The sequence below is a fragment of the Arthrobacter sp. zg-Y916 genome, assembly GCF_020907385.1.
Taxonomy (GTDB): Bacteria; Actinomycetota; Actinomycetes; order Actinomycetales; family Micrococcaceae; genus Arthrobacter_B; species Arthrobacter_B caoxuetaonis.
Map to the genome: position 1 here is coordinate 1 of NZ_JAJJOD010000005.1, position 17,964 is coordinate 17,964.

A 17,964-nucleotide genomic window follows, 5' to 3' on the forward strand; every position below is an offset into this window, starting at 1 on the left:
AGCACGCCGCCAGCGTTCATCCTGAGCCAGGATCAAACTCTCCGTAAATGTGTTACAGACACACAACCGGAGCCAAGGAAAATTGGCTGCACAGTCATGCACTAAATTCGAAACCAGCTAAAAAAGCCGTTCCAGCCCACGGGGTGGGCCGAACAGCCAGTTCAACCAATCAAAATAATTGGTATCAATAAACTTGGCACACTATTGAGTTCTCAAACAACAGTCGCATCCGGTCTACTCAGAAAAACCATTTCCGTTTCCGGCTGATTCTTTTTCTTTTCGCACCGCTGCGGTGTTTCATAATTCTATTTCATCAATCCGATTTTAGCAAATCCGGAATATCTCCGAAATCTGCATGAAACAGAATGATGATTCCACGCCAAACGAGAGGTTATTTTCTCAGCCAATGCCTCGAAGCAAGCCTCTGTGTCGGTTGGATTTTTGCCGCCATGCTCGGCGCTCTTGCTTCTCAGCGGAGCGTCCCGGCCGCGGCGACTCATTTATCTTTGCACACCTCCGGTGACCCATGCAAGCCGGGATCCCTGTGATCTCCTGCACTGCCCGTAACACGCCCAAGTACGGCAAAACGGCGGAAGGCCGGCCCCGTGGGACCGGCCTTCCGCCGACTGCAGTGGTTTAGTCCGTGACCACCACGGTGGCCAGGGTCCGCTTGCCGCGGCGCAGCAGCAGGTACTTGCCGTGCAGCAGCTGATCGGTGCCGATCACGGCGTCGATCTCGGTGACCTTGCGGTTATTCACGTACGCCCCGCCTTCGGTAATGGTGCGGCGCGCATCGGAGTTTGTCTTGGAAAGCTGCGTGGCTACCAGCAGGTCGATGATCCCCAGGCTGCCGGATCCTACTTCTGCACGGGGCAGTTCGGCTGTGGCGGCGGTGAGCGTGGCTTCGTCCAGGGACTCCAGCTCGCCCTGCCCGAAGAGCGCAGCAGAAGCGGCAATCACCTTGTCGGTCGCGCCGGTGCCGTGGACCAGCGAGGTCACGTCGTAGGCAAGGGCCCGCTGCGCCTCGCGCTTGTGCGGTGCTTCCTGCACGGAGCGCTCAAGTTCTGTGATTTCCTCCCGGGTGCGGAAGGTGAAGACCTTGAGGCGGTCGATCACATCGGCGTCGGCGGTGTTCAGCCAGAACTGGAACATGGCGTAAGGGCTGGTCATGGTGGGATCCAGCCAGATGGCGTTGCCCTCGCTCTTGCCGAACTTGGTGCCGTCCGAATTGGTTATGAGCGGCGTACCCAGGGCGTGGACGCCGGCGCCCTCCACCTTGCGCACCAGTTCGGTGCCGGACGTGAGGTTTCCCCACTGGTCGGAGCCGCCGGTCTGCAGCACACAGTCGTAATCACGGAAGAGCTGGAGGTAGTCCATGCCCTGCAGCACCTGGTAGCTGAACTCGGCGTAGCTGATGCCTTCATCGGAGTTCAGGCGGGAGGCGACGATTTCCTTCTTGATCATGGTTCCGACCCTGAAGTGCTTGCCGATTTCCCGAAGGAAGTCCAGGGCGCTCATCGGAGCGGTCCAGTCCAGGTTGTTCACCATGCGGGCCGCGTTGTCGCCCTCAAAGCTGAGGAAGCGCTGGACCTGTCCCTGCAGGTAGCCAACCCATTCTGCGACCGTTTCCTTGGTATTCATGGTGCGTTCCGCCGTCGGGCGCGGATCTCCGACCAAACCGGTGGAGCCGCCGACGAGCGCAAGCGGACGGTGCCCGGCCAGCTGCAGGCGGCGCATAGTCAGCAGCTGGACCAGGTTGCCCAGGTGCAGGCTCGGCGCCGTGGGATCGAAGCCGCAGTAATACGTGACCGGGTCTCCGCTGAGGAGTTTTTCCAGTTCCGTCTCATCGGTGGAGAGCTTAATCAGCCCTCTCCACTTCAGTTCCTGCCAGATGTTGGCAAAGGTCGGATCGTTCTGCTGGGCAACTAGGCCCTCGGAGGTCTCGGTATTCTGTGGCACGCCTTCTAAATTATCAGGATTCGGTGCCGTCGATGCCCGCGGGGATGCCGTGCTCCGCTATAAGACGCAACCTCTGTGTGGGCCTGGTCATGGCAACGTACAGATCCCCCACCTTGCCGGCCGCTGCGGTCAGCAGTTCGGACGGCTCAAGGATGACGACGCCGTCGAACTCGAGTCCCTTTGCCTCGCGGGGCGAGATGACGACGATGTCCTGCGACAGTCCCCCGGCGCCCGTCCCGACACGGTTCCCGTACACGGCCGTAACAGCCCGGCGGACCTCGGTCAGCCGGTGTTCCTCCGTGATGACGGCCAGAAGGCCTCCCTCAATTGCTTCCAGGTCCTCCGGGAGTGTCTGCATCAGCCTGTCCACCAGGGTGCCCTCCGGCACGGTGTCCAGGAACGGCGCCCATTGGCCCTCACGCACGGCCTTGGGCGCCGACACCACCAGGCCGGCCGCATTGGCCATCCGAACCGCGGCTTCGGCGATCTGGGCCGGGGTACGGTAGTTGACCGTCAGTTCCTCCAGGGTCCAGCGCTCCCCCACAAACGGTTCCAGGGCCCGCTGCCAGGACGTTGCCCCGGCCGCGGAGGAAGTCTGGGCAATATCGCCGACCACGGTGAACGATTTCAGCGGGCAGCGGCGCATCAGCAGGCGCCACTGCATCGCGGAGAGTTCCTGCGCCTCGTCCACCACGACGTGCCCGAAGGCCCACGTACGGTCGACGGCGGCGCGGTCGGCAGCGGTGAGCCGCTGTTCCGTCGCCATGTTGTGGTTCGCCAGGTCTTCAGCGGAAAGGATGCCGTGCGCACCGGAGTCTTCAAGGAAGCCCTCGGTGTTCTCGATGGCACGCTCGGCGTTGGCGAGGTCCCGCTTCCGGGCCTCCTCCAGGGCGGCGCTGTCGCGGCCGGCGGAGGCGTCAAGGTCACCCAGCAGTTCCGCCGCCTCGTCGAGAAGGGGAATGTCGGCTTCGGTCCAGGGCGCGTCGGGGCTGCGCATCAGCAGCGCACGTTCGGCATCCGTGAGCTCGGGAGCGGCCATTTCCAGGTGCCCGGGCTTGCTGAACAGCTCGGTGATGAGCTTCTCCGGGGTGAGCGGCATCCAGCACAGGTTCAGGGCAACTCGCACGTCCCGGGCGCTGCGCACATCTTCAGCCAGGTAGGCCCGGTCAGTGCTGTTGCCTGCTCCCGCTGACTCTTCGAGGACTTCGGTCATCTGGTCGGTGAGCTCGCGCAGCAGGATCTTCACGAAGGTCACGCGGGCTTCGTTGTGGGGTTTGCCGGTGGCGCGCGCCCGGTCCCGGGCCCGCGCCACCTGCTTGGGCGTGAGGGTGATCATGGTGCCGTCAACGTTGAGGCGCCGCGGTTCGGCCAGGATGCGCTGGCGGTTCGCCACGGCCCGGGCGACGACGTCGGCCATCGTCAGTCTGCCTTTGACCTCCGATGCCGCTGCTGTGTCCTCGCCTGAGGCGGTGATACCGGGCATCAGCTGTCCGAGGCTGGCCATGACGACGCCGGTCTCGCCCAGGGACGGCAGTACGCGTTCGATGTACCGGATGAAGGCGTTGGACGGGCCGACGAGCAGGACGCCGGCAGACTTCAGCCGTTCGCGGTGCGTGTAGAGCAGGTAAGCAGCACGGTGCAGGGCGACGGCTGTCTTGCCGGTGCCCGGGCCGCCCTGCACGACCAGCGTGCCGGGCAGCGGAGCGCGGATGATCCGGTCCTGCTCGGCCTGGATGGTGCCGACGATGTCGGACATCTGGCCCGTGCGCTTGGAGTTCAGTGCCGCCAGGAGGGCGCCTTCGCCCTGGAGATTTTCGCCGTCCTCCAGCATGGAGTAATCCAGCACGTCGTCTTCAAGGCCTTCGACGTCACGCCCCTTGAGCATCAGGTGCCGGCGGCGCCGCACACCTTGTCGTTCAAAGGCCGTGGCCTGGTAGAAGGTGCCGGCTTCGGGGGCGCGCCAGTCGACCATCAGCCGCTGAAGATCGGCAGTGGAGAGGCCGATCCTGCCGATGTAGCGGGTCTCGCCGTCGTCGAGGTCCAGGCGTCCGAAAACCAGCCGGTCATCGACAGCATTCAGCTGTGCGAGGCGGTCCTCGTACATGGTTGCGAAGGCATCGCGTTCAGACCGGTTCTGGTGCGAACCGGCGGAGTGGCTGCGGCGGACCTGGGCCAGCTGCTCGCTTTTTTCCTCGCGCAGTTCATCCAGGCGGTGGTACAGGCCGGCCACATATTGGCGCTCGTTTTCGAGCTCCTCATGGGCCGAAGACGTTTCAGGCATGTTCGCGTTCCCTCTCGCAAAGGCAGACCGTCAATCTTACCCCGCATCGGCACATTTTCCATGCCCTGTCCATAGAGCGGCCAGACGGCGCGCCGCCGGCACCCAAAAGACTAGTACGTGCGCAGGGAACGGACCTTGTAACCGGCCAGGTTTTCCCGCCCGCCAAGGCCGTCCAGTTCAAGTACGACGCCGATGCCGGCAACGCTGGAGCCGGCACGTTCGATGAGCCTGGCGGTGGCGCCCAGGGTACCGCCGGTCGCCAGCACATCGTCCAGGACCAGGACCCGGGAACCGTGCGGAATGTCGCCGATGTGCACTTCGAGGCTGTTGGTGCCGTACTCCATGGAGTACGCCTCGTTGTACGTCGGGCGCGGCAGTTTACCGGGCTTGCGGACGGTGATGACACCATGTCCGGAGGCGTAGGCTGCGGCAGCGGCCAGCAGGAATCCGCGGGCTTCGACGCCGGCCACGTAGTCGAAGGTTCCCTCGAAGTCGGCCAGCAGGGCGTCGACCATGCCCCGCAGTGCCGGCCCGTCAGCGAAGACCGGAGTCAGGTCGCGGAACGTCACCCCCGGCGTCGGGTAGTTCGGGACCACCGCGCAGAGGCGGTCAATGGTCTCGAGGATGGATTCGGCCGGTCTTGCTGAGCCGGCCAGGGGTGCTGAAGCTTCGTCTTTCACCCATCCACCTTACCGGGCCCCGGCCCCGGTTACCCTGCCCGGTGCCCGTCCGGGGCTGCGCTGCTGGTCACAGGGAAGCCGGTTCAGGCCGTCTTGGCGGTGGCGCCCGCCGGCCGCCGACGCGGCACAGCAGGACGGTATTTGGAGACCGTGGGTTCCCCGGTGAACCAGAAGCGCCACGGGTAGGCCTCTCCCCCGCCCTCACCGCTGACCCCTACCCTCGGACCGCGGGAGATCCGCGCAGGATCCACTGGTTGGGCAGGAAGTTCCAGCCGCAGCGGCGCGGCAAAAACGTCGGCCCCGTTCAGGGCCCGGTCAATGCCCAGGGCCTGCGCAAGCCGTGCGGGACCGCGGGCCAGGTCCAGGTCCGTCTTCGGTTCGTTGCGGCGCTTCCGGGCAATCCCGTGTCCCTCAACGATTTCCCCTGCCCGCAACAGCAGTCCGGTGGCCGTGCCTTCATCCCCGCAGACAACGTTGGCGCAGTAGTGCATGCCGTAGGTGAAGTAGACGTAGAGATGCCCGGCGGGACCAAACATGGTGGCGTTACGGGCGGATTGGCCGCGGAAGGCATGCGATCCCGGGTCCGCCTCCCCCAGATAGGCCTCGACTTCGGTGATCCGGACGGCCACGGCGCCGTCGTCGGCTTCATGATGCAGCACGGCTCCCAGGAGCCACGGAGCTGCCTCCGTGGCCGGAACGGCAAGGCGCGTGCGCGGGTCCGGGAGATTCATGCCTCGACCGTAGCAAGCGGGACCCCCGGGCCAAAAAACCGGCCGGTTTTCGGCTGCCGGACTCAGACCATTGATCGATAGAGAGCTTCAAGGGCGCGCAGCCGGTGCGAGTTCGGGTGCGGGGTTCCGCCTTCCAGACGGACCGCTGCGGAATCGAGCGCCAGATGCCAAGCGGCCATGAGGGCGGCGGCGTCCTGGGACGTACCGCCTTCGAGCCGCTGTGTGATGCGCAGCTTTCCAAAACCGTCCTCGTCAACGGCGGTGATTTCCGCGCCTTCGCCCATGCGCAGGTTGCCGCTGGAGCTCTCGAGAGCGGCACCCAGATCATCTGCGGGGGCGTCGTACCAGCGTTCGAAATAGATGGTCCGGCCTTCCGGTGTTTCTTCCAGGACACCCATGGTCGGGGAGATACGGAAGTCACGGCTGTAGGCATCGCGCAGGGACCGCCACTGCCCCGGGGGTTCCGGATCCGGGGCTCCGCCGGCGGCCACGGCCGCGAAGGCGTCGTGTATCCCCTCCCATCCGGCGCTTCCCTCGGCGAGGAAATCGGCGGTGTCGGTGCGTGAGCGGAACGTCAGGAGTGCACCGCCGTCGGACTCCAGGACCTGCCATTCCAGCACGGACTCTTCACCGAGTTCATCGTCCCAGGAGATCTGCAGGCTGGACCGGGGGGTCAGCTGCAGGACGGTGCCCGAGGCGGTTCCGTTGCCCATGTCGAGGGTGTATTCCTTGCCCAGCTCCCAGCCGGGCGTTACGGATCCCAGCCACTGTTCCACCTTGCGGGGGTTGGTGAGCACATCCCAAATGTGGGCAGTGGGATAGTCGAACTGCTTATCGAAGGCCACGGCCCAGCCGTCGGTGACCTTTTCGATCCGTCCCTGCGGAACGGCGGAGACATCATTCCCGGAATCACTGGACGGTGTTGCTGAGTCAGCCATGGCCGGCCTTCCGTAGACGCGGATTATCGCACTATCAACCCTAGGCTGGACGCGCTTGCTCTGGAAGGCCCGCCCCTACTGCGGGCTCATTGCGGACGGCCATGGCAGCAGCACCGGAAGCGCAACGCCGTCGGCGTCCGCATCAGCACGGAGGCTGCCCAGGCTGGGATGCCGTCCTGCCAGCCACGCGGCGATGTCGGTCGCCATTCCGTTGACCGCCACGGTGCGGGGCCCGTTGCCGATGGTCCGCGGGATGTGCCCGAGGGGCTGCAGCCTCAGGCGCAGGCCGTCAGGGACGCGGGCAGAAAGAAAGCCAAAAAGGTGGTCCGAGAATGCCGGAGGCCAGGCATCCGCGTCGACGCCGATGTCCAGGTCGCTGAGATGGATCACCAGTTCGCGCCACAGGGCTTCCGCTCCATCCCGCACGACGCCGCCGCGGTAGGAAATGGCGGCGCTCCAGCCGGCGTCGTCGAGGGCCGTGAAGCGCTCAATGGCCTGGCCGATTTCCCGGGCCAGGACCGCACGGTGCTCAGCGGCCGAGCGCAGGGCGCCGCGTTCGATGGCCTGGTTCCGGCCGTCCACGCCGCCGTCGTACAGTTCGACGGTTTCCCCGCGGGCAGCGAACTCGACCTGGCGGGCCATGGCTGTGCTCACCCCGGCGACATGGGCCAGGACATGCCCGCGGCTCCACCCCGGCAGGCGCGACGGCGCTGCTACCTGCTCGTCGGAGAGCGGGGGCAAATGCCGTGCAAGTTCTTGTGCTGCGGTGCTGATGGCGGCCAGCAGTTCGGCGTTGGTCTGCTCAGTCATGCGCCCAGCGTAGCGCCGGACCCGTCAGGATGCGCGTTCGTCCCAGTCACGGACGGAGGCTTGCGGGCGATCGGACTCCCTAACACCCCAGCGAACGAGGCAGGTCATAGTTTGACTGCATCCTTGCAGATGGGGAATGTGTGAATTAGATTACAGCCAGTGTGCGTTTGTTGAACATTTGTTCGCATAGCGCGCAGTAGCAATCTGGGGGCCGACCGGTGTCATCGACGACAGCCGGCTGCGTCCGCCAGCCTCACGGATGCAAAAGGAGCCCTACATGAAAAGACTCACCAAGTCACTGGCCATTGGAACCATTGGCCTCTTCGCGCTGTCCGGATGTGCTTCGGGGAGCGGCAGCGACTCCGGCGACGAGTTCCCGGCCCAGGACATCAGGCTCACGGTCCCCTGGGCGGCCGGCGGCTCCGGTGACCTGACTGCGCGCACCATCGCCCCGCTGCTTGAACGCGAGCTCGGCGTTGAAGTCATCGTGGAGAACCGGCCCGGCGCCAACGGTTCAGTCGCTTACAACTGGCTCAAGGACCAGAAGCCCGACGGATACAACCTCTCGATGATGGGTGTCGAGGTTGCCACCCTGCAGTTCCAGGACTACGACATCGACCCGGCCAATTACGAACCCATCGGCCAGGGACTTGCCGGACCCGGTGCCATCGCCGTCCCCGTGGACAGCCCTTTCGAAACCCTCGAAGACCTCATTGAAGCGGCCAAGGCCAGCCCGGGCGACATCACGTACTCAAGCCCCGGCGTCGGCTCGGTCTGGGACTCCCCCGCCCAGGGACTCCAGGAACTGGCCGGGATCACACTGACATCCGTACCGTTCGATGGCTCAGCCCCCGCTGTGGCCGCCGTGGCGGCCGGTGACGCGGACTTCTCCATCGACGCAATCGGCACGCAGAAGACCCAGGTCGACGCCGGCAAGCTGCGCTACCTGGCGATGCTCACGGACGAGCGCGACCCGAAGAACCCTGATGTCCCCACCGCCAAGGAATCGGGAATCGACCTGACCAATGCCTCCTGGGTCGGCATCATGGCCCCGGCAGGAACTCCCGCTGAGACGGTCCAGCGGCTCTCAGAGGCCATGGGCAAGGCTGTCGAGGATCCTGAGTACCGCACCGTTATCGAAAACTCCAACCTGGTTCCGACCTTCAAGGATTCTGAAGAGATGAAGTCGTTCCTGGAAGCTGAAGCAGACCGTTACGGCCCCTGGATCGCGCTGGCGCAAGGCAAGTAGGCCCCAGCATCCGGGGCACCGGGCCGCTCGCGGCCCGGTGCCCCGGATCCAGAAAAGGAACCCAAATATATGAGCAATCACGAATCTGCGGTCGAAGGCGATCCTGCCGAAACTGTGCAAAGCCAAGGCGACGGACTCCTTGACCCGGCTGTCCTGGTCACGGACAGGGCTCACCGTCTTCGGGAGCTGATCCCCGCGGGTGTCACCCTGGGCCTGGGCATTACCGTCCTGATTATGGCCCAGGACATCAACTCCGGCGTTCGGGTGGAACTTGGCCCGCCGTTCTGGCCCACCATGCTGGCTTGGTGCCTCATCGTCTGCGGAGCGCTCATGGCGGTGGTCAATGTGCTCCGGGGAGTCAGCAGCACCAATGTCCCGGACCCGATTACGTCCTGGGGTCTCGGCCGTCTGGCTGGAACCGCAGGGATCTTGGTGGGCTACCTCCTGCTCTGGAACGTCCTGCAGTTTTGGCTGGTCACTTTCGCTGCCACGACGGCGTTGACGTTCCTCTACGGCGGACGGGGCTGGAAGCCGCTGCTTATGTTCCCGGCCATTGTCGCGGCCATCCTCCATTTCCTCTTCGTCGTCGCATTGCGAGTGAACCTATGATTTCGATTGCCGCTTCCCCGGTTACAGACGGCATCATGACCGTCCTTCAGGTAGACACCCTCCTTTACATTGGGCTCGGCATCGCGGTAGGCATGCTGGTCGGCGCATTTCCGGGTGTCACCGCAACCATGGCGGTCGCCCTTGCCAGCGGCTTTACGCTGACCCTGGAACCGATCCAGGGCCTGGCAGTCCTGCTGACCATTTACGTTGCCGCCCAGTTCGGGGACAGGGTGCCGGCCATCCTGATCAATACTCCCGGCACGCCGGCCTCCATCTCAACGACCTTTGACGGCTACCCGCTGGCACTTAAAGGCCAAGCGGGACTGGCCATGACGACGTCGGCGTTTGGATCAGCCTTCGGCATGATCGTCGGCATCATCATTCTGGCCGTCGCCGCAGTGCCGCTCTCGGAATTCGCCCGGCAGTTCGGTCCGCCCGAGATGTTCGCACTCGTCGTGTTCGGCCTGACCATGATGGTAGGTGTCTCCTCCGGACGCGTCATCAAGGGCCTGGCCGCCGGCGCGTTTGGCCTGCTGCTCGCCACCGTTGGCCGTGACCCGATCACCGGCGATGCACGCTTCACCATGAACATCCTGGAGCTCAACGGCGGCATCCCGTTCATCGCCGTCATCATCGGGTTCTTTGGTGTCGCTGAAGTGCTGAACCAGATCCTGACCAGGGCGCGGCAGGAGAGCCATGTGAAGCCCGTGACCCAGATGGGCCGCTGGATGCCGGGCAGAAAGCTCATGCGCCGGCTCCTGAAGCCCATGGGCATCGGTGCGGCTACCGGTTCAGTTGTAGGCCTGGTCCCCGCCGTCGGCGGCGACATTGCCGGCGTCATCGCCTGGGAAAATGCCAGGAAGGCTTCCAAGCATCCCGAAGAATTCGGAAAGGGCTCCCTGGAGGGCCTGACCGCAGGGGACACCTCCAGCACCGCGACGCTGGGCGGCAGCGTCACCACCACGATGGCTCTGGGCGTTCCCGGAGACTCCGTCATGGCGGTAATGATCGGCTCCATGATGATCTGGGGCATCCAGCCCGGGCCGGCGCTGTTCAGCACCCACCCGGATCTGGTCTCTTCATTGGTTACCATCATGCTGATCGCAACCATCCTGACGCTGGGCCTCAGCCTGGTGCGGATGCGCGGCATGGTGCGGCTGCTGGAGCTGCCGAGCCACTACCTTTGGGTGATCATCCTGATCTTCTGCATGGTTGGAACATATTCCATCAGCAACAGTGTCTTCGACGTGTTCATGATGATGATCTTCGGTCTGATTGGGCTCTTCATGCTGCGCTTCGGGTTCCCGGCCGGACCTGCAGTTCTTGGCCTCATCCTCGGGCCGCTGGCCGAAGCGAACCTGCGCCGGGCGCTGATTACCGACGGCTGGAACTCAGTCTTCACCAGCCCGATTGCCCTGCTGCTCCTTACGATCTCCGCGGCCGCCCTGATCGTCCCGCCGCTGCGCCAGCGGGCCAAGCGCCGCCGGCTGGCAGCGGCGCGCGTTCCTGAGCAGACGCCGCTGCCTTAGCCAGGCGGTAAAGCCCCGGGCGGTTGTACCTGGCAGTTTGCCGAGTACATTCGTCCGGGGCCTTTTCGTTTAATCTGCGGTGCTCACTCTGGCCCGCCGGTGGGATACCGGTGCCGGATGTGCCGGTTTCCGGGATCGGCCTGCCAGAACTCGACTTCCCGCGGTGCCAGGGCGTAAAGCTGCCAGAGCGGGTTCTCCGAACCATCCGCACCGGGGCGTTCATCCCAGTCCCGGGCGGAGGCTTCGGCACTGAGCTGGACCACGTCTCCGGCCACCCGGATCTGGCGGCCCAGCGCATACCAGTAGAAGTTCATGGCGGCGCGGGGGTTCTGCTCAAGTTCTCGGCCCTTGCGCGAGGAGCGCGAAGTGGCGAAGTGCCAGCCGTCGTCGTCGATGTCCTTCAGGATGAGCATGCGGGAGGAGAGGTTCCCGGCGGCGTCCGCTGTGGCGAGGGACAAGGCATGCGGCTGCGGCACTCCCGCAGCCAGGGCCTCCTCCAGCCAGAGACGGAACAGCTCCGCAGGATCCGCGGGAGCCGTGTCCGGGTCGAAGTCCGGCAGGTCCTCCGGGAAGTCGGGCAGGGCGCGCAGCATGCGCCGGAAGTTCGGGTTCGGCATGGCTCCACGCTAGTGCCCCGGCGTAAACGAAAGGGCAGTTACGGCTGGTTTGAGGGCTCAAACCAGCCGTAACTGCCCTTTCGAGGAGGAGGGTTAGTCGGCGAAGGCGCGGGCGGCGTCGAGCTGCTTCTTCAGCTCGGCCAGCTGCGCTTCGACGGCTGAGCGCGCTGTTCCGCCCTGTGCGCTGCGGCTGTCCAGGGAACCCTCGGTCGAAAGCACGGTGCGGACCTCCGGGGTCAGGTGCTCCGAAATCCCGGCGTACTCCTCGTCGGTGAGGTCCCAGAGTTCGACGCCGCGGGATTCGGCCAGCTTCACGGCGGCACCGGAGAGCTCGTGCGCCTCCCGGAACGGCACACCCTGGCGGACCAGCCATTCGGCGATGTCGGTGGCCAGGGCGAAGCCCTGCGGCGCCAGGGACTGCATGCGTTCGGTGTTGAAGACCAGGGTCGCGATCATGCCGGAAACGGCCGGAAGCAGCAGCTCCAGCGTGTCCGTGGCGTCAAAGACCGGTTCCTTGTCTTCCTGCAGGTCCCGGTTGTACGCCAGCGGCAGTCCCTTCAGCGTGGCCAGCAGCCCGGTGAGGTCACCGATGAGGCGGCCGGCCTTGCCGCGCGCCAGCTCGGCGACGTCAGGGTTCTTCTTCTGCGGCATGATCGAGGAGCCGGTGGAGAAGGCGTCGTCGAGGGTCACGAAGGAGAATTCCTTGGTGGCCCAGAGGATGATCTCCTCGCTGATCCGGGACAGGTCGACGCCGATCATGGCGGCCACCCAGGCGTACTCGGCGTAGACGTCACGCGAGGCGGTTCCGTCGATCGAGTTCCAGGCGGCGGAGTCGAAGCCCAGGTCCGCGGCGACGGCGTTGGGGTCCAGTCCCAGCGAGGAACCGGCCAGTGCACCGGAGCCGTACGGGGACACGGCGGCGCGCTTGTCCCAGTCGGCCAGGCGCTGCACGTCGCGCAGCAGGGCCCAGGCGTGGGCCAGCAGGTGGTGGCTCAGCAGGACCGGCTGGGCGTGCTGCAGGTGGGTGCGGCCGGGCATGGCCACACCCAGGTGCTTCTCGGCCTGTTCCACCAGCGAGTCGACGGTGGCCAGCACGCCGCCCGAGATAATCCGGGCGTGGTCGCGCAGGTACATCCTGCCCAGCGTGGCGATCTGGTCGTTGCGGGAGCGGCCGGCGCGGAGTTTTCCGCCCAGCTGGGCTCCGGCACGCTCGATCAGCCCGCGTTCCAGGGAACCGTGCACGTCCTCGTCGGACTCGGCCGGGAGGTAGGCGCCGGAGCGCACATCGGCGTCGAGCTCATCCAGGGCCTTGAGCATCCCGGTGAGTTCGTCGCCGGTCAGCAGCCCGGCCTTGTGCAGGACCCGGGCGTGTGCCCGGGAGCCTGCAATGTCATACCCGGCAAGCCGCCAGTCGAAGTGGGTGGACTTGCTCAGGGCTGCCAGCGCGTCGGCCGGACCGCCGGCGAAGCGGCCTCCCCACAGCGCACCCTGGACCGTTGATCCGGGGCCGGCGGCTCCGGGCTGCGCGGCCACTGATTCGATTGACGGCTTGCCGTTATTCATGTGTTTACTTTCCTTCGGACAGCCGCAGGTCGCGGCCGGAGGCAACCTTGGAGGACATGCCGAACAGTTCGATGAACCCGCGGGCCATGGACTGGTCGAACGTGTCGCCGGTGTCGTACGTGGCGAGGTTGAAGTCGTACAGCGAGGACTCCGAGCGGCGGCCGGTCACGGTCGCGCGGCCTGCGTGCAGGTCCATGCGGATATCGCCGGAGACGTACTTCTGGGTGTCCCCGATGAAGGCGTCCAGGGAGTTCTTCAGCGGGGAGAACCACTGGCCGTCGTAGACCAGTTCGGTCCAGCGCTGGCCAACGGTCTTCTTGAAGCGGGCCTGCTCGCGCTCGACCGTGACGTTTTCAAGCTCGCGGTGCGCGGCCATCAGGGCCATGGCGCCGGGAGCTTCGTAGATTTCACGGCTCTTGATGCCCACGAGGCGGTCTTCGACAATGTCGATCCGGCCGATGCCCTGGGCGCCGGCGCGGCGGTTCATTTCCTCGATGGCCTGCAGCGGGGTGACGGGCTTGCCGTCGATCGCTACGGGAACGCCTTCCTTGAAGGTGATGACAACTTCGTCAGCGGCGATGCCGGAGGCCGGGTCGGAGGTGTATTCGTACACGTCCGGGGTGGGGCCGTTCCAGATGTCTTCCAGGAAGCCGGTTTCCACGGCGCGTCCCCAGACGTTGGCGTCGATGGAGAACGGGTTCTTCTTGGTGGTGACGATCGGCAGGTTCTTCTCCTCGGCGAAGGCAATGGCCTTGTCGCGGGTCAGGGCCAGGTCGCGGACCGGAGCGATGCACTTGAGGTCCGGGCCCAGGGTCTGGATGCCGACCTCGAAGCGGACCTGGTCGTTGCCCTTGCCGGTGCAGCCGTGCGAGACGGTGGTGGCGCCGAATTCGCGGGCAGCAGCAACCAGGTGCTTGACGATTACCGGGCGGGAAAGCGCGGAAACCAGCGGGTAGGAATCCATGTACAGGGCGTTGGCCTGCAGCGCCGGCATGCAGTATTCCGCAGCAAACTCGTCGCGGGCATCAGCCACGTAGGCTTCGACGGCGCCGCAGTCGAGGGCACGCTGGCGGATGGTTTCAAGGGATTCCCCGCCCTGTCCGACGTCGACCGCCACGGCGATGACCTCGGCGCCGGTTGCCTCGGCAATCCAGCCGATGGCTACAGACGTATCCAGGCCACCGGAGTAGGCCAGAACAATACGTTCGCTCACGAATGTGCTCCTCTTTGCGTTGAGTGCAGCGCGGTGCGCTGCGGTTGTTTGTAAAAGTGGGGGGAAGCTGCGTGGCCGGGAAGGAAACCCTGCGGATTCAGCTTCTACAGTATTCGATTGTCGGGTGCCTGGCCGCTGGCCGTAGCCTCGTCCGCGATGGAGAGGAAACGCGCTGCGAGTTCGGCGCCGCCGTCGGGCTCCCGGGTTACCAGCAGCACAGTGTCGTCGCCGGCCACGGTTCCCAGGATGGACGGGATCACCGAGTGGTCGATCGCCAGTGCCAGGAAGTTCGCCGCTCCCGGCGGGGTCCGCAGCACCACGACGTTCCCGGACGCCTCGGCGGTGACCAGCAGTTCGCCGCAGAGCCGGGCCAGCCGCGCGTCGAGCACTTCCTGGGAGACTCCGGACTGCGGGCGGCGTTCCCCGCCCTCGGACGGAACGGCGTAGACCAGCACGCCGTCCTTGCCGCGCATGCGCACGGCACCGAGCTCGACCAGGTCGCGCGACAGCGTCGCCTGGTTGACCTGCACGCCGTCGTCGGCCAGCAGAGACGCCAGCTCGGCCTGGGAACGCACCGACAAGCCGGTCAGCAGCGTCCGGATCCGTGCCTGGCGGGCCGTCTTGGTGGTGGGCATGGTCATACGGCTGCCTCCGGGATTCCGGTCAGGCCGGAGGCGGCCATCAGCCACACCATGAGGGCCTTCTGCGCGTGCAGCCGGTTCTCTGCCTCGTCCCAGACCAGGGACTGCGGCCCGTCGATGACGTCCGCGGAGATTTCGTAGCCGCGGTAGGCCGGCAGGCAGTGCAGCACGACGGCGTCTTCCGCGGCCTGTGCCATGGCGGCCGAGTCCACGGCGTAGTCGCGGAAGAGTTCCTGCCGGGCAGCCTTCTCGTCTTCCTGGCCCATGGACACCCAGGTGTCCGTGGCGACGACGTCGGCACCCGCGAGGGCTTCCGCGGCATCGGTGGTGATCATCACCGAACCACCGGTCTCCGCGGCGCGGGCCGCAGCGGCGTCGACAATCTCCGGGGCGGGCAGGTAGCCCACCGGACCGGCAACGCGCACGTGCATGCCGGCGGTGACGCCGGCCAGCAGGTAGGAGTTGGCCATGTTGTTGGCGCAGTCCCCCAGGTAGGTCAGGGTGAGGCCCGCGAGGGATCCCTTGTGTTCGCGGATCGTCATCAGGTCTGCGAGCAGCTGGCAGGGATGGTAGTCATCCGACAGCGCGTTGATCACCGGCACGGAGGAGTTCGCGGCCATTTCCTCCAGCCCCGACTGGGCATAAGTGCGCCAGACAATCGTGGCGACCATGCGTTCCATGACCTTGGCCGTGTCCGCGATGGACTCCTTATGGCCCAGCTGGGATTCACCGGCTCCGATGATCAGCGGCACGCCGCCGAGGTCCGCGATGCCGGCCGCGAAGGAGATCCGGGTCCGGGTGGAGGTCTTGTCGAAGACCACCGCGACGGTCTGCCGGCCGGAGCCTTCCCCGGCGTAGGGCTGGTATTTCCAGCGGTCCTTCTTCAGGGCATCTGCGAGGTCCAGGACCTCGGCCTGCTCGGCCGGGGTGAGGTCGGTGTCAACGAGGAAGTGGCGGGTCATGGCTGTCCGATCGTCGTGGCCGCGGCGGCCTGCAGAATGGCGGGAAGCGCGTCGATGAAGCTCTGCGCCTGGTCGGTGGTGAGGATCAGCGGCGGGGCCAGGCGCAGGGTGGCCGGTCCGGTGGCGTTGATGATGAAACCGGCGTCCAGGGCTGCGGCAACGGCTGCCGGAGCGATCTCCTGCTCCAGGTCGATGCCGATCAGCAGTCCGCGGCCGCGGACCGAGCTGACACCGGGCACCTTGGCCACTCCGGTACGAAGGTACTCCCCCGTGGTGTTGACCCCGGCCAGGAGGTTCCCTGACCCAATCTCCGTGAGCGTCGCCAGGCCCGCGGCCGTAGCGATCGGGTTCCCGCCGAAGGTGGTTCCGTGCTGGCCCGGGGCGAGCAGGCCGGAGACCTCGGGGCCAAAGGTGATCAGCCCGCCGATCGGGAAGCCGCTGCCCAGGCCCTTGGCGACCGTCATCGCATCCGGCAGGACACCTTCGGAAGCGAACCAGGTCCCGGTACGGCCGATGCCTGTCTGCACTTCGTCGAACACCAGCAGCGCACCGGCGTCGCGGGTGATCTCACGTGCCGCCTGAAGGTAGCCCGCCGGCGGTACCTGGACTCCGGCTTCGCCCTGGATCGGTTCGATGAACACCGCGGCAACCGTGCCGTCCACTGCGGCGCGCAGCGCCTCCACGTCACCGTAGGGGACGTGTGCGACGCCGGACGGCAGCGGTTCGAACGGCTCCCGGTACGCGGGCTTCGCCGTCAGGGCCAGCGCTCCCATGGTCCGGCCGTGGAAAGCATGGTCCATGGCCAGGATCCGGGTCCGCTCGCCGGTGGAGTTCCGCCGGGCAAGCTTGAATGCAGCTTCGATGGCTTCGGTGCCGGAGTTGGTGAAGAAGACTTTCGAGCCCGCGGGTGCCTGCGCCAGCTCAAGCAGCTTCTCGGCGAGGGCGATCTGCGGAGGGCTGGTAAAGAAGTTGGAGATGTGCCCCAGCGTGTTCAGCTGGGCAGTGACGGCCGAGACGACGGACGGATGGGCGTGGCCCAGCGCGTTGACGGCGATCCCGCCGAGCAGGTCAAGGTAGGGCTTGCCGTCGGCGTCCCAGACCGTGCAGCTCTCGCCGCGTACCAGCACGCGCTGCGGGGTGCCGAAGACACCCATCAGGGAGTCGGAGTAGCGGGCCAGCCACTCGCTGCCGGTACCCGAGGCATCCACCAGCTGCGGCACTGCCGGGGCAGCGGGAACGTTGGGGATGCTCATGCGTTCTCTCCGTCCGGAACGATCTGGGTGCCGATGCCGGCGGTGGTGAAGACTTCCAGCAGCATCGAATGCGCCATCCGGCCGTCCACGACGGCGGCACGGTCCACGCCGCCGTCGACGGCTGCCAGGCAGGCCTCCATCTTCGGGATCATGCCCGATTCCAGGGACGGCAGCATCTGGCGCAGTTCCGCGGCGGTCAGGGCAGAAATCAGGGAAGACTTATCCGGCCAGTTGGCGTAGAGACCCTCGACGTCGGTGAGCACCACCAGGCGGGAGGCTTCCAGCGCGACGGCCAGGGCGGCGGCCGCGGTGTCGGCGTTGACGTTGAGCACCTGCCCGGTGGGGTTGCCATCGGCGCCGATTTCCGGGGCGACCGTGGAGATGACCGGAATCCGCCCGGCTTCGATGAGGTCCAGGATGGCGCCGGGGTTCACGCCGACGACTTCGCCGACGAGGCCCAGGTCCACTTCTTCGCCGTCAATGACGGTTCCGGTGCGGATGGCCTGCAGCAGTCCGCCGTCTTCGCCGGAGAGTCCAACGGCGTAGGGTCCGTGGGAGTTGACCAGGCCCACGAGTTCACGGCCGACCTGCCCGGTGAGCACCATGCGCACGGCATCCATGGCTTCGGGGGTGGTGACCCGGAGTCCGCCCTTGAACTCGGATTCAATGCCGAGCCGGTCCAGCAGGGCGCTGATCTGCGGCCCGCCGCCGTGCACCACGACGGGGTGCACGCCCACGTGGTGCAGGAAGACGATGTCCTCGGCGAAGGCCTGCCGCAGTTCGTCGTTGATCATGGCGTTGCCGCCGTACTTGATCACAATCGTGCTGCCGGCGAAGCGCTGGATCCAGGGCAGCGCTTCAATCAGCGTGGCGGCCTTGTCCTGGGCGGCCAGCTGTTCGCGGACTTCTGTTGGAGTGCTCATGGTGAT

The 17,964-nt window shown here is 65.9% G+C and carries 16 protein-coding genes; 3 read left to right on the forward strand and 13 right to left on the reverse strand.

What is annotated here, in order from left to right:
- Nucleotides 1-636: 636 nt before the first annotated feature.
- The 6 genes from tyrS to LOC59_RS09530 form a co-directional block, all read right to left on the reverse strand.
- Nucleotides 637-1,959 (reverse strand): tyrosine--tRNA ligase, encoded by a 1,323-nt coding sequence (gene tyrS / locus LOC59_RS09505; protein WP_229971668.1) that lies wholly within the window; start codon nucleotides 1,957-1,959, stop codon nucleotides 637-639.
- Between the two features lie 13 nt (nucleotides 1,960-1,972).
- Nucleotides 1,973-4,240: a UvrD-helicase domain-containing protein gene (locus LOC59_RS09510; RefSeq protein ID WP_229971670.1), complete on the reverse strand. Its 2,268-nt coding sequence runs from the start codon at nucleotides 4,238-4,240 to the stop codon at nucleotides 1,973-1,975.
- A gap of 110 nt (nucleotides 4,241-4,350) precedes the next feature.
- The gene (locus tag LOC59_RS09515; RefSeq protein WP_227895317.1) at nucleotides 4,351-4,896 is read right to left on the reverse strand and encodes an adenine phosphoribosyltransferase; all 546 of its coding nucleotides are present in this window, start codon (nucleotides 4,894-4,896) and stop codon (nucleotides 4,351-4,353) included.
- 107 nt (nucleotides 4,897-5,003) lie between these two features.
- A complete protein-coding gene (locus tag LOC59_RS09520) occupies nucleotides 5,004-5,651 on the reverse strand; it encodes a DNA-3-methyladenine glycosylase (RefSeq protein ID WP_227894747.1) in 648 nt (215 codons plus the stop codon).
- A 62-nt stretch (nucleotides 5,652-5,713) separates the two neighbouring features.
- Complete coding sequence (locus LOC59_RS09525) at nucleotides 5,714-6,589, reverse strand: SRPBCC domain-containing protein (RefSeq protein WP_227894748.1); 876 nt, start codon at nucleotides 6,587-6,589, stop codon at nucleotides 5,714-5,716.
- A 75-nt stretch (nucleotides 6,590-6,664) separates the two neighbouring features.
- Nucleotides 6,665-7,399 (reverse strand): maleylpyruvate isomerase family mycothiol-dependent enzyme, encoded by a 735-nt coding sequence (locus LOC59_RS09530; RefSeq protein WP_227894749.1) that lies wholly within the window; start codon nucleotides 7,397-7,399, stop codon nucleotides 6,665-6,667.
- 277 nt (nucleotides 7,400-7,676) lie between these two features.
- Between LOC59_RS09530 and LOC59_RS09535 the strand changes: the two genes are divergently transcribed.
- From LOC59_RS09535 to LOC59_RS09545, 3 genes are all read left to right on the forward strand, one after another.
- Nucleotides 7,677-8,648, forward strand: a complete 972-nt coding sequence (locus LOC59_RS09535) for a Bug family tripartite tricarboxylate transporter substrate binding protein (RefSeq protein WP_227894750.1) — start codon at nucleotides 7,677-7,679, stop codon at nucleotides 8,646-8,648.
- Nucleotides 8,649-8,717: 69 nt separating this feature from the next.
- A complete protein-coding gene (locus LOC59_RS09540; RefSeq protein WP_227894751.1) occupies nucleotides 8,718-9,257 on the forward strand; it encodes a tripartite tricarboxylate transporter TctB family protein in 540 nt (179 codons plus the stop codon).
- A complete protein-coding gene (locus LOC59_RS09545) occupies nucleotides 9,254-10,786 on the forward strand; it encodes a tripartite tricarboxylate transporter permease (protein WP_229971672.1) in 1,533 nt (510 codons plus the stop codon). Before LOC59_RS09540 ends, LOC59_RS09545 begins: the two co-directional genes overlap by 4 nt.
- Nucleotides 10,787-10,869: 83 nt before the next feature.
- Here the strand turns inward: LOC59_RS09545 and LOC59_RS09550 are convergent, their stop codons facing one another.
- The 7 genes from LOC59_RS09550 to argB form a co-directional block, all read right to left on the reverse strand.
- Nucleotides 10,870-11,403 carry a pyridoxine/pyridoxamine 5'-phosphate oxidase gene (locus LOC59_RS09550; protein WP_229971674.1) on the reverse strand — a complete coding sequence of 178 codons (534 nt, stop codon included), beginning with the start codon at nucleotides 11,401-11,403 and terminating at the stop codon, nucleotides 10,870-10,872.
- 93 nt (nucleotides 11,404-11,496) lie between these two features.
- Nucleotides 11,497-12,966 carry an argininosuccinate lyase gene (gene argH, locus LOC59_RS09555; RefSeq protein WP_229971676.1) on the reverse strand — a complete coding sequence of 490 codons (1,470 nt, stop codon included), beginning with the start codon at nucleotides 12,964-12,966 and terminating at the stop codon, nucleotides 11,497-11,499.
- Between the two features lie 4 nt (nucleotides 12,967-12,970).
- Complete coding sequence (locus tag LOC59_RS09560; RefSeq protein ID WP_227894754.1) at nucleotides 12,971-14,179, reverse strand: argininosuccinate synthase; 1,209 nt, start codon at nucleotides 14,177-14,179, stop codon at nucleotides 12,971-12,973.
- Between the two features lie 104 nt (nucleotides 14,180-14,283).
- Nucleotides 14,284-14,820 (reverse strand): arginine repressor, encoded by a 537-nt coding sequence (locus LOC59_RS09565; RefSeq protein WP_227894755.1) that lies wholly within the window; start codon nucleotides 14,818-14,820, stop codon nucleotides 14,284-14,286.
- Nucleotides 14,817-15,782: an ornithine carbamoyltransferase gene (gene argF / locus LOC59_RS09570; protein WP_227894756.1), complete on the reverse strand. Its 966-nt coding sequence runs from the start codon at nucleotides 15,780-15,782 to the stop codon at nucleotides 14,817-14,819. The genes LOC59_RS09565 and argF overlap by 4 nt, the downstream gene beginning before the upstream one ends.
- Nucleotides 15,779-17,035 carry an acetylornithine transaminase gene (locus LOC59_RS09575; protein WP_227894757.1) on the reverse strand — a complete coding sequence of 419 codons (1,257 nt, stop codon included), beginning with the start codon at nucleotides 17,033-17,035 and terminating at the stop codon, nucleotides 15,779-15,781. The genes argF and LOC59_RS09575 overlap by 4 nt, the downstream gene beginning before the upstream one ends.
- Nucleotides 17,032-17,958 (reverse strand): acetylglutamate kinase, encoded by a 927-nt coding sequence (gene argB, locus LOC59_RS09580; protein WP_227894758.1) that lies wholly within the window; start codon nucleotides 17,956-17,958, stop codon nucleotides 17,032-17,034. The genes LOC59_RS09575 and argB overlap by 4 nt, the downstream gene beginning before the upstream one ends.
- Between the last annotated feature and the right edge of the window lie 6 nt (nucleotides 17,959-17,964).

What these genes read in the sequence shown, in the direction of transcription:
- LOC59_RS09525 (WP_227894748.1), bottom strand. Translation starts at nt 6,589, where the DNA reads ATGGCTGACTCAGCAACACCGTCCAGTGATTCCGGGAATGATGTCTCC.
- argF (WP_227894756.1), bottom strand. Translation starts at nt 15,782, where the DNA reads ATGACCCGCCACTTCCTCGTTGACACCGACCTCACCCCGGCCGAGCAG.
- LOC59_RS09535 (WP_227894750.1), top strand. Translation starts at nt 7,677, where the DNA reads ATGAAAAGACTCACCAAGTCACTGGCCATTGGAACCATTGGCCTCTTC.
- LOC59_RS09545 (WP_229971672.1), top strand. Translation starts at nt 9,254, where the DNA reads ATGATTTCGATTGCCGCTTCCCCGGTTACAGACGGCATCATGACCGTC.
- LOC59_RS09520 (WP_227894747.1), bottom strand. Translation starts at nt 5,651, where the DNA reads ATGAATCTCCCGGACCCGCGCACGCGCCTTGCCGTTCCGGCCACGGAG.
- argH (WP_229971676.1), bottom strand. Translation starts at nt 12,966, where the DNA reads ATGAATAACGGCAAGCCGTCAATCGAATCAGTGGCCGCGCAGCCCGGA.
- LOC59_RS09550 (WP_229971674.1), bottom strand. Translation starts at nt 11,403, where the DNA reads ATGCCGAACCCGAACTTCCGGCGCATGCTGCGCGCCCTGCCCGACTTC.
- LOC59_RS09575 (WP_227894757.1), bottom strand. Translation starts at nt 17,035, where the DNA reads ATGAGCATCCCCAACGTTCCCGCTGCCCCGGCAGTGCCGCAGCTGGTG.
- LOC59_RS09530 (WP_227894749.1), bottom strand. Translation starts at nt 7,399, where the DNA reads ATGACTGAGCAGACCAACGCCGAACTGCTGGCCGCCATCAGCACCGCA.
- LOC59_RS09540 (WP_227894751.1), top strand. Translation starts at nt 8,718, where the DNA reads ATGAGCAATCACGAATCTGCGGTCGAAGGCGATCCTGCCGAAACTGTG.
- LOC59_RS09510 (WP_229971670.1), bottom strand. Translation starts at nt 4,240, where the DNA reads ATGCCTGAAACGTCTTCGGCCCATGAGGAGCTCGAAAACGAGCGCCAA.
- argB (WP_227894758.1), bottom strand. Translation starts at nt 17,958, where the DNA reads ATGAGCACTCCAACAGAAGTCCGCGAACAGCTGGCCGCCCAGGACAAG.
- LOC59_RS09565 (WP_227894755.1), bottom strand. Translation starts at nt 14,820, where the DNA reads ATGACCATGCCCACCACCAAGACGGCCCGCCAGGCACGGATCCGGACG.